Origin of the sequence: Cohnella silvisoli (assembly GCF_021190915.1) — a bacterium.
GTDB classification, from domain to species: Bacteria; Bacillota; Bacilli; order Paenibacillales; family Paenibacillaceae; genus Cohnella; species Cohnella silvisoli.
In genome coordinates this window covers 40239-54667 of sequence record NZ_JAIOAP010000022.1, presented here as the reverse complement: position 1 = coordinate 54667, position 14429 = coordinate 40239, and the positions used below count along the sequence as shown (strand labels likewise).

Sequence of the window (14429 nt, the reverse complement as noted above, 5' to 3'; positions counted from 1 at the left end):
AAGTGGAGGTACGAGCATGTCCAACCTGAAACCTGACAAGTCGCCTATTCAGCTATCTGCTCATTTCCAACCTTTTATCGCTTCGATCGATTGCGGTTCATTAGGCTCGGTGAACCCTCAAGTCGCGATAACTTACCTTCACGGTACGATGGCGAAGGTGAATCTGACTTTCCAGCTTGACTCGGATATCCCGCAGGACGATTGGCGGATCACGATTCGCCCAGCCTTCGCCCCAACCTTTCACTGGTCTCCTCATTTGACCCCGACGGACGAGCACGTAATCGATCAACATTCTTTCCGTTCACCGGCCATTATCGTCCACGACGGCGATCGAATGCTGACGATTATTCCGGATCCAGATGCCATGGCAGCGATGCCGCACCAATCGGTTTCGGGAGATGACGATGCACCGCGATGGTACATGGATCTCGATGCGCCGCGGAACGACCTGACGCTGGGCATGTCGGCTACGGCCGTTAAGGAGCATGTGCTGTACATTCGCAAACCCGGAGCCGTGTTTCCGCGCGGAACGTTGGAGTTCGGCTTCTATATCGCTATCACGACCGATCAGGAAGAGATCGCCAACCCTTGGCGGCACGTGCTCGAATTTCTGTGGGACGGCTGGGGTCGCACGTTGTTTGCCGCAGGCGAGCCGTTAAGAGGTTCGCTCGAATCCTATGTGCAACATGCCTACGAGTGGGCATTTCATCGCTGGGACAAAGCAGTTTGGCAGGAGTTCGAGCTGGACGGCCGCATAGTCGGAGCACCCGTATTTATCGTCAATGTGACGCAAAGCCCGAACTATCCCGGGGTCGCGAACGAACGGGAATTCCGCTCGATCTGGAACCAGGCGTGGTTCAGCTCGCTTCGTTCGGCGCAGGGCTTATATCGGTATGGTCAGCGGACAGGGAATAACGAGTACGTACGGCGCGCTTTACTCGCGAAGGAGCTTGCGCTTGCAGCGCCGCAACGCGAAGGATTTTTCCCAAGCGTTATCGCTGCCGAGATGGAGGAAGTAGAAATCGAAGGCAAGAAAGTTAATCGATCGAAGGGCTGGGAAACGAAATATTGGGGCAACTCCAACCGCAATCCGTTTACCGCTAATGTTAAAGAAGCGCCGCTGCATCTCTTGGACATGAGTTGGACTGCTTTGCTGATGCTTAGATGGTACGAAGAACTGGAGCCTGACGAGCGGCTTCTCCAATATGCGGTGTCTTATGCCGATGCTTTGCTCGGTTTGCAAGATGAGCGCGGCTTTTTCCCGGGCTGGATCGATGCCGATACTTTAGTCCCTTGCGGCGTTCTGGACGATGGCCCGGAATCGTCGATGTCGGTCACTTTTCTGCTCAAGCTGCATGAGCTTACGGAAAATGAGAGCTATCGGACAGCGGCATTAAGGGCAATGGAAGCAGTCTCCAAATACGTTGTATCGGAAGGCCGATGGGAAGATTTCGAAACGTATTATTCGTGCAGCCGATACGGTCATGATAGCTTGGTCGGACAAAAAGTGAAAAAAAACAACATGTATAAACAGTGCAACCTCTCGATGTTCTGGACAGCGGAAGCGCTGTTCGAGTGTTATATGGCGACGCAGGAGACGTCCTATTTGCAACTCGGCCGCCGCTGTTTGGACGAATTGCTGATGACCCAGGCATCGTGGCAACCGCCGTATATTTTCGTGCCGGCGCTTGGTGGTTTTGGGGTCATGAACGTCGACGGCGAATGGAATGACGCACGTCAAAGCTTGTTCGCCGAAATCATCATCCGCTACGGAATTGAGCTTGGCGTAGAAGAATACGTCCAACGCGGGATAGCGGCGCTATATGCCTCGTTCGTGCTGATGTATTGTCCCGAGAATCCCGAGGTGAAGTCGCGTTGGGAGCAGGCTTGGCCATTTCTAGGGGAAAGCGATTACGGCTTCATGATGGAAAATTACGGTCATGGGGGAAGAACGCACGACAAGGACGACGATATGGGCGAATTTACGATATTCGATTGGGGCAACGGCGCCGCGGCGGAAAGCTATATGCGAATTACGGATCACCTCGGCAAAACCTTTGTCGATAAACGATAAACTGGGGCCATGAAAGAAAGGAGTAGGTGCGCATGATGAGCCATCCGTATCCGATGTATGAAATGCCGGAAGGCGTGGAGACGCGTTGGGCAAGTCCCGAGAATAGAACCGCAGCCAAAGGAAACGCAGCCCGAACGAATGGCGGGAGGAAAGGGATGCCGTTTATTTCCGTCCGGGCCAAAGAACAAGTTATTCTCGCTTTGGAAGAGGGAACAAGCGGCGTCATTCTCCGAATATGGGTGACGTTGAACGATCGCAGTCCCAGCATGCTGCGGTCGTTGAAGCTAGACTTCTATTGGGATGGAGCGGACAAGGCGGCGGTCAGTGCCCCTCTGGGCGATTTTTTCGGAACGGGCCTGGGAAGAACGGCAGCCTTCCAATCCTCTTTGTTCAGCAGTCCCGAAGGCAGGAGCTTTAATTGCATCGTTCCGATGCCTTTCCGTACCGGCATGAAAGTGACTTTGACCAATGAAGGCGACACGGATTTACCCATGTTTTTCTACGATATCGATTATACGGCAGGGGATCGGCATCCGGAACGGCTTCTCTATTTCCATGCTCATTTTCGCCGGGAGCGACAGACTTCCTTGCGGCAGGACTACGAGATTGTACCAAAGCTGTCGGGCAAGGGCCGTTTTCTTGGAGCCAATGTCGGCGTGAAACCCGATACGGAAAAATACTGCTTGTCGTGGTGGGGAGAGGGTGAATGCAAAATTTATTTGGACGGCGACAACGCTTTTCCCAGCTTATGCAGTACCGGCACCGAGGACTATATCGGTACCGGTTGGGAGCAAGGGCAGTTTAGCCATTTGTATCAAGGCTGCCATGTCGCGGACAAGGAAACGATGGAATTTTGCTTCTACCGTTACCACGTGCCGGATCCGGTTTACTTCTATCAGGATATCCGCGTAACGATGCAGCAGATCGGCTATTGGGACCCGCAAACGAAATCCGTATTTCGCCAGGCCGGAATTGTGGTCGCGAAGGCGGGAGAAGAGCAGCGGGAGATTGATTTCGCAACGGAAGAGGATATCCCCGATTACGGCAATTTCGAACGGCAGGACGACTGGTCCAGTTGCGCTTACTTTTACTTGGATCATCCTTTCTCCATGCTTCCGGAATTGGATGCGGTGGAGGCTAGGGTACATGGATTAGGTGGACCCGGTTCAGGTTTATAGAAGAAGCAACGAAGCATGCTGGCACTTCCCAGTATGCTTCGTTTCCTTTACACTTATATATGTTCAACCCCTACATGAAGAAGAGGATGTGCGACTGATGGCGTTATTCCAATGCCAGTTTTTTTCCGAGACATTAGAGATTTCAGCTTCTATGAACGTAATCTTGCCTCAGCAAAAAGGAAAGTTATTCCCGACGCTGTATCTCCTGCACGGGTTATCCGACGATCATACGTCCTGGTGCCGGCAAACTTCCATCGAGCGATATGCCAGTGCCAAAGGTATCGCGGTCGTAATGCCTGCGGTCAATCGGAGCTTCTACACGGATATGAGCCATGGCGCGAAGTATTGGACTTTCGTAAGCGAAGAGCTGCCGGAGCTCGCACGTTCTTTCTTTCCGTTATCCGCTTCAAGAGAACATAATTTCGCAGCGGGTTTGTCCATGGGCGGTTATGGGGCAATGAAATTAGGATTGTCATTCCCGGATCGGTTCGCTGCCGTTGCCAGCTTGTCCGGTGCGCTTGACGTGAACCGCTTGGCGGTCGAAACTTTCAGCAATGATATCCAGCATATTTTTAGCGATCCTTCTACGATCCCGGGCTCATCCGCCGATTTATTCGCGCTTGCCGAGCGGGTCGCAGGCAGCAATTCATCTCCGCTGCTCTACCAATGCTGCGGAACGGAAGATTTCCTGTACGAGGATAATATCCGTTTTCGCGAGCACTGCCTTAAGTTAGAGTTGCCCTTGGTCTATGAAGAAGAGCCGGGGGATCATGAATGGGGCTATTGGGATCGTAAAATACAGCGAGTTCTGGATTGGCTCCCGATCGAAGGCATTTAGCCGTACGCGGCCTCGTATACCCAGCGCCATAAGGAATGTGACGTTGTTTGGTTGCTAGTCTTGCGGCATCTGTGCTATGATTTCTTTACTGCGTCAATCTATCTTTACCAAAGAATCGCTAAGATATTGGGGGTACCGCTTCATGTGGACGGTCATCTACATTGCACCGACCTCGAAGATTGCCGAACGAATTAACAAGCGTCTGACCGACGAAGGATTCCTCGTTCAGGTGCGCCCCATCAACCTTACTAAACCTCAATACGAAATATTAGTCCCGTCCGGTGAAGTGCGGGAAGTGCAAGAAGTGCTAGGCAGCATTTTGCACCTTTAATTCATTACGATACCCCGTCTTTTTACTTAAGTCGGCGAATCTGAAAGGCTTGACGTTCGCCATTTATCGCTTGTGAGGTGTCGCTGTGTTCAAGGATTTATTTCAGAAGAAAAAATACGCGGTCGTTCCTTCGGAACGTACGAAAAGAGATATACCCGAAGGTCTGATGAACCGTTGCCCGAAATGCGGCACGATTCAGTTCAGCAAAGAGCTGGAGAAAAACCTGAAGATTTGTTCCACTTGCGGACACCATTTCCGATTGAACGCCTGGGAGCGCATCGCGATGACGCTCGATGAGGGGCGTCTTTTTGAGATTGATGCAAATCTGATCTCGGAGGATCCTCTTACTTTCCCTGGTTATGAAGCGAAGCTGAAGCAGCAAATGGAAAGCTCCGGCCTCAAGGATGCCGTTATTACGGGTGAAGGCGAAATCGGCGGATTTCCTGTCGTGATCGGAGTCATGAGCTTCGATTTCTTCAGTGGCAGCATGGGCTCCGTCGTCGGCGAGAAAATAACCCGGGCCATCGAAAGGGCGATGGAGAAGCAGCTGCCGCTGCTTGTGTTCTCTACGTCTGGCGGCGCACGTATGCAAGAAAGCATATTAAGCTTGATGCAAATGGCCAAAACAAGTGCGGCGCTTGCCAAGTACCAGGATCAAGGCGGCTTGTTCATATCCGTTTTCACCGATCCGACGCTCGGCGGCGTTTCGGCGAGTTTCGCGAGCTTAGGCGATTACAATTTGGCGGAACCCGGGACAATCGTCGGGTTCGCGGGTCGGATCGTCATCGAACAGACGATACGCCAGAAGCTGCCGGATAATTTCCAGACGGCCGAATTCAACCTGAAGCACGGCCATCTTGATAAAGTCGTCCACCGCAAGGAAATGAAGGCGCTGCTGACGAAACTGCTCGACATGCATGTGGGGAAAGGAGAGCCGGCCGATGTCCAGTGAACTGCCCTTTGAGAGGCCGCTCGCCGAATTACGCAAGAAGATTGATGAGCTCATGCACTTCGGTGCCGAGAAGGATATTGATTTTACCGATGAAATCGGACGGTTAGAAGAACGTTATAAGCAGTTGGAAACCGAGATCTACGACAATATGAGCGCGGCGCAGATTATGCACATGGCTCGCCATCACCAGCGTCCGACATCTCTTGATTACATAAACTTGGTGTTTACGGACTTCATTGAACTGCATGGCGACCGTTTATTTGCGGACGACTTGGCGATTGTCGGCGGGCTTGCGAGGCTAAACGGCGTTCCGGTCACCGTCGTCGGTCATCAACGCGGCAAAGATACGAAAGACAACATCCAGCGTTTCTTCGGCAGTCCCCATCCGGAAGGTTTCCGGAAGGCTCTGCGTTTCATGCAGCAAGCGAACAAATTCGGACGTCCGATCATTACGTTTATCGATACTAAGGGAGCTTACCCTGGCGATACGGCGGAAGAACGCGGCCAGTCGGAAGCAATCGCGCGCAATTTGCGCGAGATGGCGATGTTCGGCGTGCCGATTATTTGCGTCGTCATCGGCGAGGGCGGCAGCGGCGGCGCATTGGCGCTTGGCGTAGGCAACCGCGTGCTCATGCTCGAAAATGCGATCTATTCCGTTATTTCGCCGAACGGTGCCGCATCAATCTTGTGGAAAGACGCGTCCAAAGCCGATCAAGCGGCGGAAGCGATGAAAATAACCGCTAAGGATTTACTCGAATTCGGGGTTATTGAAGATATTATACCCGAGCCCCAAGGCGGCGCTCATCGCGATAAGCCGATGCAGGCCGAAGCGATCAGAGAAGCTTTGTGGCGTCATTTGCAGCAATTGCAGCTGATGACACCCGATGAACTGAGGGAAGACCGGTATCAGAAGTTCCGCAAAGTCGGACGTTTCGGTACCGCAGAGCTGGAATAGCTCTTTATAAATGCAACCATGGATAGATAAACGGAGGAAAAAGAAATCATGCGTAAAACAAAAATCGTCTGTACGATCGGCCCTTCCAGCGAGTCGCTGGACAATATTAAAAAGCTGATCGTAGCCGGCATGAACGTCGCCCGTCTTAACTTCTCCCACGGGGACTTCGAAGAGCACGGCAATCGGATCAAAACCATTCGCCAAGCTTGCCAGGAACTGAACAAAACGGTAGCGATTCTCCTCGATACCAAAGGACCGGAAATTCGTCTGGGCAAGCTGAAGGAAGAGCCGATCGAGCTTGTTCAAGGGGAGTACCTCACCTTGACGACCGAGGAAATCTTGGGCGATATCAACCGCGTTCCGGTAACTTACAAGGAATTGCCTAGCGACGTGCACGTAGGTTCAACGATTCTCATTGACGACGGATTGATCGGCATGACCGTCGTTGACATTCAAGGTGCGGACATTAAGTGCCAGATCGTCAACAGCGGCCAAATCAAGAGCAAAAAAGGCGTAAACGTTCCAGGAGTTGCGATTTCGATGCCCGGGCTTACGGAGAAAGACATCGGCGACATCAAATTCGGAATCGAAATGGGCGTAGACTTTATCGCCGCTTCCTTTGTGCGCCGTGCCAGCGACGTCCTCGAAATCCGCGAATTGCTTGAGCGCCACGATGCTCGCCATATTCATATTATTTCTAAGATCGAGAACCAACAGGGCGTTGATAACCTCGATGAAATCCTTGAAGTTTCCGACGGGTTAATGGTTGCCCGCGGCGACTTGGGCGTTGAAATCCCGGCCGAAGAAGTTCCCCTCGTTCAGAAGAAAATGATCGAGAAATGCAACCGCGCGGGCAAACCGGTTATTACAGCAACGCAAATGCTCGATTCCATGCAGCGTAACCCGCGTCCTACCCGCGCGGAAGCTTCCGACGTCGCGAACGCGATCTTCGACGGCACCGACGCGATTATGCTGTCCGGCGAGACGGCTGCGGGCAAATACCCGGTCGACTCGGTTCTGACGATGTCCCGTATCGCCGAACGCGCCGAGTCCGCGCTGCACTACCGCGAAATTTTCACAAAACAGGCAAAAGCCCAACAAACGTCCGTTACGGAGGCGATCAGCCAAGCCGTTACGAATTCCGCTCTCGATCTGGATGCGAAAGCGATCGTTACTTCCACGGAAAGCGGATATACCGCGCGGATGATCTCCAAATACAAACCGAAGTCCCAAATCATCGCGGTTACGCCCGTAGAACAAGTTTTGCGCCGTTTGCAACTCGTCTGGGGTGTCATTCCCGTTAAAGGGGTATCGGCAACGACGACTGACGAAATGTTCGAGATCGCCGTTAAAGGCGCGTTAGATACCGGTCTTGTACGTCTAGGCGATACGATCATTATTACGGCCGGCGTGCCTGTAGGCCGTTCGGGCACGACGAACCTGATCAAGATCCACAACGTCGGCGAATTGATCGCCAAGGGTCAAGGTATCGGTTCGCAAAGCGCTACCGGTAAAGTCGTCATCGCGAATACGCCGGAAGAAGCCGTTCGGAAAATGACGAAGGGTGCTGTTCTGGTCGCGCCATCGACCGACAAAGAATATATGCCTGCTTTCGAGAAAGCGGCGGCAGTGATTACGGAATGCGGCGGCATCACCTGCCATGCGGCAGTTGTCGGCCTTAACCTGGGCATTCCGGTTATCGTCGGCGTCGACGATGCGCTCAAGCAGCTTAGCGACGGCATGGAAGTGACGATTTACGCCGAACATGGCGTCATCTACTCCGGACAAGCTAAAGTTATGTAATCGAATCATGCATAGTTAAACAACAAGTGTATTCCCCGCAGCATTGCTGTGGGGGATTTTTATATACTGAACTGTATGGATATGGAGGTCGGTTCGCGATGGCTGCGTGGTTTTTGCACCCTTTACGGGTAAGGTATCAGGAGACGGATCAGATGGGCGTCGTCTATCATGCCAATTATTTGAATTGGTTCGAGATCGGAAGAACGGAATGGGTGCGTCATGCCGGAATAACCTATAAGGAACTGGAAGCACGCGGATTAATGCTGCCGGTGACTGACGTTGAAGCTTCTTTTAAGCAGCCGGCGCAGTATGATGAATGGGTAACGATCTGTACGCAGGTGGCGGAAATGACGAGTGTTCGCGTCCGTTTCGAATCGAGAGTGCTCAGCGGTGACCTTACGGAATCGTTGGGGGACCGTTTTCAAGGGGACGAACCGCCGGGGTTGCTGCTCGTACGGGGAGGAACCCGTCACGTGTGGGTCAACAAGGAGTGGAAACCGGTTCGTTTCGCACGCGAGGCGCCGGAATGGTATGATCGAATGGTTCGGCTAGCGGGCCGTACCTCAACGAGCTGACCTAAGCGGAGGAGAGAATGAGGATGCAAAGAGGGTTACTAGCGATATTGCTCATTGTTCTTGCCATGGAAATATGGGGCATTATAATGATGGCTCATTGGATAGGAGGCTGGGCAACCTTCGTTCTGCTCATAGCGACAGGATTTTTGGGGGTATGGGTTATTCGCGTAGAAGGCGGAAAAGTGTGGCAGCAAGCTCAGCGCCAAATGCAAGCCGGCCAAGTGCCGGGGCATACTTTGCTCGAAGGTCTTTGCGTGCTCGCCGGCGGAATTATGCTCATGGCTCCAGGGTTCTTTTCCGATATCATCGGTATTAGCTTGCTTCTTCCCGTTACGCGTCCGTTGTACCGATTATGGTTATACCGCTGGCTCGAACGCAAAATTCGCAGCGGTAATTTCTCGATTTATCGGGGTCCGCGCCGCTGACAGATTTTAGCTAGGATTGCCAGTCATTTAACCTGCCGATAACGAAACGTTAACGTAGGCTTTACATTCGACCAACATAATGAAAGAGACAAGTCGGGTTATTAGGGTTCAGTCGCTTGCATAATGAACAGGGGGAAGTAAAGTGTCTAGCGCCAAAAAATACATTAACCGGGATTTGAGTTGGCTCGAGTTCAATCGACGCGTTCTAGAGGAAGCAGAAGATGCGGGAACGCCGTTGCTTGAGCGTTTTCAATTTCTGTCCATCGTACAAAGCAATCTCGATGAATTCATGAGCGTTCGGGTCGCGGGGCTGCAAGCGCAAAGTAAAGCGGGGTACACGAAAACCGATTTTACGGGATATACGCCTCAAGGTTTAATCAAGCGGCTTATGAAACGAACGACCAGAATGGTCCGCGAGCAATATCGGACGTATCGTGAGCTTATGCGTTTGCTTGCGAAAGAAGGGGTTGCCCTGACGACGTTCCGCGAGTTGAGCGAGGATCAGAGAGCGCTGATGACCGCTTACTTCAAACAAATCATCTATCCCGTGCTTACGCCTATGGCAGTAGACCAAAGCCGGCCTTTTCCGCTTTTACATAGCAAAGAGCTGTATTTAGCCGTTGTTCTGCAGCAAGAAGACCAAGGGAGCAAAGCGGATGAGGAAAGCAAATCGTTCTGTGCCCTTGTTCAGGTGCCATCGATTTTGACCCGCACGGTGCTGGTGCCCGGTCGCAAAGGCAGCCGGAAGGTATCCTACCTATTGCTCGAGGATTTGATTAAGGAGCATATCGGTCTGTTGTTCAGCGGATACACGACGGAAGCGGTTCACGCTTTCCGCGTCACCCGCAATTCGGATTTAACCCTTAACGAGGAAGGCGCGGAAGATCTGCTGCAGGAAATCGAGAAGGAGCTCCGTCGCAGGAGACGAGGCTTGCCCGTAAGGCTCGAAGTGGAAAAAGGGATGCATCCCCATGCGGTAGAGCTGCTGAGGGACGAACTTGAGATGGAAGACGACGTATTCGATGAGATCGACGGTCCGCTGGATCTCGGATTTCTCTCGAAGTTCGTCGGAATGCTGCCCAATTACGATCACCTTAGATATCCGAAGCTCGAGCCCGTATATCCTGAAGAATTCGAAGAAGCCGACGATATGTTATCTGTCCTGCGCGAGAAGGATGTCATGGTGTATCATCCCTACGAATCGTTCGAAGTCGTTAACGATTTCATTCTCGAAGCTGCCGTAGATCCTGACGTACTTGCCATTAAGATGACTTTGTATCGCGTAAGCGTAAACTCCGTGCTAGTCCAGGCGTTAGCGAGTGCAGCGGAATCGGGTAAGCAAGTAACCGTTGTCGTGGAAATCAAAGCTAGGTTCGACGAGGCAAGAAACATCGCATGGGCGCGTCAGCTGGAGAAGGCCGGATGCCACGTCGTGTATGGCTTGGTCGGATTAAAGACGCATGCCAAGATCACTTTGGTCGTCCGGAGAGAAGCGAATACTTTGCGGAGATACGTTCATGTGGGTACAGGAAATTACAATGAAAATACCGCTCGCCTGTACACGGACGCTGGACTTTTCACCAGTCATCCGGATATCGGTGCGGACGCTACCGCATTGTTTAACGAAATGACGGGATATTCGACGCCCCATCAATGGTCTTCCTTTGCCGTTGCTCCGATCGGCTTGAAGCCTAAGCTGTTCGAGTTGATCGATAGTGAGATCGAGCATGCGGCAGCAGGACGTCCGGCTCGTATCGTGGCCAAGATGAATTCCTTATCGAATCAATCGATGATCGATAAGCTTTACGAAGCTTCGCAAGCGGGAGTGAAGATCGAATTGATCGTACGGGGAGTATGCTGCTTGCGCCCGGGAGTGCCAGGTCTTAGCGACAACATCCGGGTCATCAGCATTGTGGATAGGTACTTGGAGCACGCGAGAATGCTCGCGGTCGCCGGCGGGGGAGAAGAGCAATTATTTATTTCCAGCGCGGACTGGATGACCCGGAATTTAAGTCGCAGGGTCGAGCTGATGTGCCCGGTTTACGATCCGGGGCTTCGTCAAATGCTGATGAATTTGCTGCAAATGAACTTGCGCGATAACGTCAAAGCGCGCGAACTGCAATCGACGGGGAGCTATGACCGGGTGGTGAGCCCGGATCTCCCGCTGCGAAGCCAATTCGAAGCGGAGGATATTCCGCTCTGGAAGTCCATTGCTGCGGCTTTTCAGTAAGGCAATGGCAGGGGGATTATCTGATCCGGACTTTAAGTTCGGGGGTAATTCCCCAATTTTTTTTGATTTCTTTGGCGGTGGATTCGACTTCCATATGTTCAACGGGTAAAGGATGATTGGCGTGGGCCGTTAGCTGCAGCTTATTTCCCTTAACGGAAAGCTCAAGCGACGTAATGGCTTGGGATTCGCTGCGATCGAGCGCGGCGGCAAGCTGAAGCAAGGAGCCGAGCTTGGCGATCGCTTCGATATCCCCTTCCTCGAGCATCGAACGGTAGGGCGCCAGCTTTCGCCTGAGCGGGTTTGCGCCGCGGTAAGAGGCGATGGCAGCCGTCAATATCATTTCCCGATGGGAGAGGCCATTCCAATGAGTGTGCAACAGCATATAGAAAGTATGGTCCGCGCTGTCGTTGAAGTCGATAACGGCTCCGATTCGAAATAATCGCGCTGCCGTTTCCAGCAATCGACGGGAATAAGCCGGCATTACCGTTCCGGAGGACAATTGATCATACAGGGACAACGCTAATTTGCGAACTTGATTGAGATGTCCTTCCGGGGCAACCGGATACAATGCGTTCAGATTGCGAATGCTCTCCTCTAGCACAAAGTCCGCCGCGTTTGACTCGTAATGGGGAAGGCAAGTTTCGATGAACAGACCGTCCCTTAAGCCGGCTCCGCATATGACAAGTCGGGAGGTTTGCGCTTGCTGTATGACTCCCAGAAGGATCGCTAAGCCGGGTACGATGACATCTCCGCGGTCTTTGGACAAACCGGGAAGCTTGCGTCTTTGCTCGATGGAAATCATGGCTAGACTGTCCAATGTCATGGACACTTCGGCGTTGCGCATTTCATAACCGTGCAGATGGTGGAAAGGGTAACTGATTTCCCGCTGATGCAGCTTGGCAAGAGCGCGAACGGTACCTCCTAATCCGATGAGAGGGAGATCGGGATGCCGCGAAATCCATTTTTCCTTGCCGAGCAAACGTCGAACCTCCTCTTGGACATCCGATAGAAGAGTCGTCGAAACGGGGCCATCTCCAATGGCGTATCGTGTGGAAATATTCACGCAACCGATGGGGAAGGACACCGCCGAGACGACTTTGCGATTATGTATGAGGGTGATTTCGGTGCTTCCGCCTCCGATGTCTACGACAAAGCAATCGGCTAGGTTTAAGCTGTTCAGCATAGCTTGGCTGCCGATCCTGGCTTCATCCTCGCCGGACAAGATTTCAATGGAAATGCCGGTAGAGGAGCGGAGCCGCTGTATGATTGAATCCCGGTTAACGGCTTGACGGATCGCGGCAGTCGCGACAGCCCTAATGCTTTCCGCTCCGTGTTTATGGCAAATAAGGCAGAAATGGCGAAGCACCTCGGCAAGCTCGTCCACAGCTTCGTCCGACAAAGCGCCTGCCGCGTCCATTCGTTGACTCAGGCGTGCCGGCCATCGACCTTGATCCAATACCCGATAAGCGCCATTGTCCGTCAATTGATAGACCGCAAGGCGCACGGTATTAGAGCCGATATCTATAATTCCTGTTACTTTGTTTGTCTGCATGTCATTAACCTCCACCGTACGATTGCTCCGTCTCATTGTAACATAATTTCAAAGTTCATTTTTCTACGGAGCGTTTCGATAAGTCGAATATTTAAAGGGTTTAAGCAAATGACTAATGTTGCCATGAATCCAAGAACGAATGCTTATGGTCCCGATAAAACATTTTGATGCCTCAATCGGTTCCATTCCCTGTAAAAATCGATTATCATTAAAAAAGGTCAAAAAATGTTAGGTTATTCGCGGTTTGCGTTAATTATTGAGACGGGAGAGCTTCTTGCTCTTGCGCAGGCTAATCTTAGCGTCATTCGGTCGGGCATTTAGACAAGCCGATTGACCTGAATTTTCCGGATAAAGGAGAGAGAAAAATATGACAGCGACTAAAGGTCTTGAAGGCATCGTAGCGGCTAAATCGTCTATCAGCTCCATCATTGACGGCATCTTGACATACCAAGGGATTAACATCGACGAATTAGCGGAACAAGCGACGTTCGAAGAAGTTGCTTATTTGCTCTGGCATGGCAAGCTGCCAACTCAAGCAGAGCTGGACGGGCTTGTCGCCCAGCTAGGCGAATACGCTGCAGTTCCAGCCGATGTCATTGCAGGATTGCGGTTGTATCCTAAAGCCAGCAACTCTATGGCTGCTTTGCGCACCGCCATATCCAGCCTGGCATTGTACGATGGCGAAGCTAACGATATGAGCCGCGAGGCGAATTACCGTAAAGCGGTTAAACTGCAGGCGCAGCTGCCGACGGTTGTCGCTGCTTACGCTCGTATTCGCGAGGGCAAAGAACCGATCGCGCCGAAGCAAGGCGTGGGAATCGCTCACAATTTCCTGTATATGTTAACCGGAGAAGAGCCGGCACAGGTCGCGATCGAAGCAATGGACAAGGCTCTTGTTCTGCACGCGGATCATGAGCTGAACGCTTCGACGTTCGCGGCTCGCGTAACCGTTGCGACTTTGTCGGATATTTATTCCGGCGTAACGTCCGCGATCGGTGCGTTAAAGGGTCCGTTGCACGGCGGCGCTAACGAAGCGGTTATGGTTATGCTGGATGAGATCGGCTCCGTTGCCAACGTAGAGCCTTACATTCAGAACAAGCTGAACAACAAGGAAAAAGTGATGGGCTTCGGTCATCGCGTTTATAAGAACGGCGATCCGCGCGCCAAGCATTTGATGCAAATGTCGCGACAGCTTGGCGAGTTGAACGGCGACATGAAGCTGTATGACATGTCCATTAAGATCGAAGATCTTGTGACAAGGCAGAAAGGGCTTAAGCCAAACGTAGATTTCTATTCGGCTTCCTGTTATACGATGCTCGGAATCCCGCGCGACTTGTTCACGCCGATCTTCGCGGTCAGCCGCGTTTCCGGTTGGACGGCTCATATTCTTGAGCAATACGAAGATAACCGTCTAATTCGTCCGCGTGCCGAGTACGTCGGTCCGGTGAACCAGCATTACGTAGCTATTGCGAAGCGCGGCTAAAATTAAAATGATGTTGCCGGCGAGTTGCCTCCA

The 14429-nt window shown here is 52.2% G+C and carries 12 protein-coding genes; 11 read left to right on the top strand and 1 reads right to left on the bottom strand.

Annotated elements, in window-relative coordinates; all coding sequences use genetic code 11:
- Positions 1-16 precede the first annotated feature (16 nt).
- The 10 genes from K7P76_RS29565 (at position 17) to ppk1 (ending at position 11361) form a co-directional block, all read left to right on the top strand.
- On the top strand, positions 17-2074 hold the full coding sequence (locus tag K7P76_RS29565; RefSeq protein ID WP_232189695.1) for a glycoside hydrolase family protein: 2058 nt from the start codon (positions 17-19) through the stop codon (positions 2072-2074).
- Between the two features lie 32 nt (positions 2075-2106).
- A complete protein-coding gene (locus tag K7P76_RS29560; protein WP_232189694.1) occupies positions 2107-3252 on the top strand; it encodes a glycoside hydrolase family 172 protein in 1146 nt (381 codons plus the stop codon).
- Between the two features lie 97 nt (positions 3253-3349).
- Positions 3350-4090: an alpha/beta hydrolase gene (locus K7P76_RS29555; protein WP_232189693.1), complete on the top strand. Its 741-nt coding sequence runs from the start codon at positions 3350-3352 to the stop codon at positions 4088-4090.
- A gap of 142 nt (positions 4091-4232) precedes the next feature.
- Entirely contained in the window at positions 4233-4421 is a 189-nt protein-coding gene (locus tag K7P76_RS29550; protein WP_232189692.1) for a glutamate decarboxylase, read from the top strand.
- Positions 4422-4506: 85 nt separating this feature from the next.
- Positions 4507-5373 (top strand): acetyl-CoA carboxylase, carboxyltransferase subunit beta, encoded by an 867-nt coding sequence (gene accD / locus K7P76_RS29545; protein WP_232189691.1) that lies wholly within the window; start codon positions 4507-4509, stop codon positions 5371-5373.
- A complete protein-coding gene (locus K7P76_RS29540; protein WP_232189690.1) occupies positions 5363-6328 on the top strand; it encodes an acetyl-CoA carboxylase carboxyltransferase subunit alpha in 966 nt (321 codons plus the stop codon). Before accD ends, K7P76_RS29540 begins: the two co-directional genes overlap by 11 nt.
- A 48-nt stretch (positions 6329-6376) precedes the next feature.
- Complete coding sequence (gene pyk / locus K7P76_RS29535; protein ID WP_232189689.1) at positions 6377-8131, top strand: pyruvate kinase; 1755 nt, start codon at positions 6377-6379, stop codon at positions 8129-8131.
- 98 nt (positions 8132-8229) lie between these two features.
- Positions 8230-8706: an acyl-CoA thioesterase gene (locus K7P76_RS29530; protein ID WP_232189688.1), complete on the top strand. Its 477-nt coding sequence runs from the start codon at positions 8230-8232 to the stop codon at positions 8704-8706.
- Positions 8707-8729: 23 nt separating this feature from the next.
- On the top strand, positions 8730-9131 hold the full coding sequence (locus tag K7P76_RS29525; protein ID WP_232189687.1) for an FxsA family protein: 402 nt from the start codon (positions 8730-8732) through the stop codon (positions 9129-9131).
- 142 nt (positions 9132-9273) lie between these two features.
- Positions 9274-11361 (top strand): polyphosphate kinase 1, encoded by a 2088-nt coding sequence (ppk1, locus tag K7P76_RS29520; RefSeq protein ID WP_232189686.1) that lies wholly within the window; start codon positions 9274-9276, stop codon positions 11359-11361.
- A gap of 16 nt (positions 11362-11377) precedes the next feature.
- Here the strand turns inward: ppk1 and K7P76_RS29515 are convergent, their stop codons facing one another.
- Positions 11378-12913, bottom strand: a complete 1536-nt coding sequence (locus tag K7P76_RS29515) for a Ppx/GppA phosphatase family protein (protein WP_232189685.1) — start codon at positions 12911-12913, stop codon at positions 11378-11380.
- A gap of 367 nt (positions 12914-13280) precedes the next feature.
- Here K7P76_RS29515 and citZ point away from each other — a divergent pair, with 367 nt between their 5' ends.
- The gene (gene citZ, locus K7P76_RS29510; protein ID WP_232189684.1) at positions 13281-14396 is read left to right on the top strand and encodes a citrate synthase; all 1116 of its coding nucleotides are present in this window, start codon (positions 13281-13283) and stop codon (positions 14394-14396) included.
- Positions 14397-14429 lie beyond the last annotated feature (33 nt).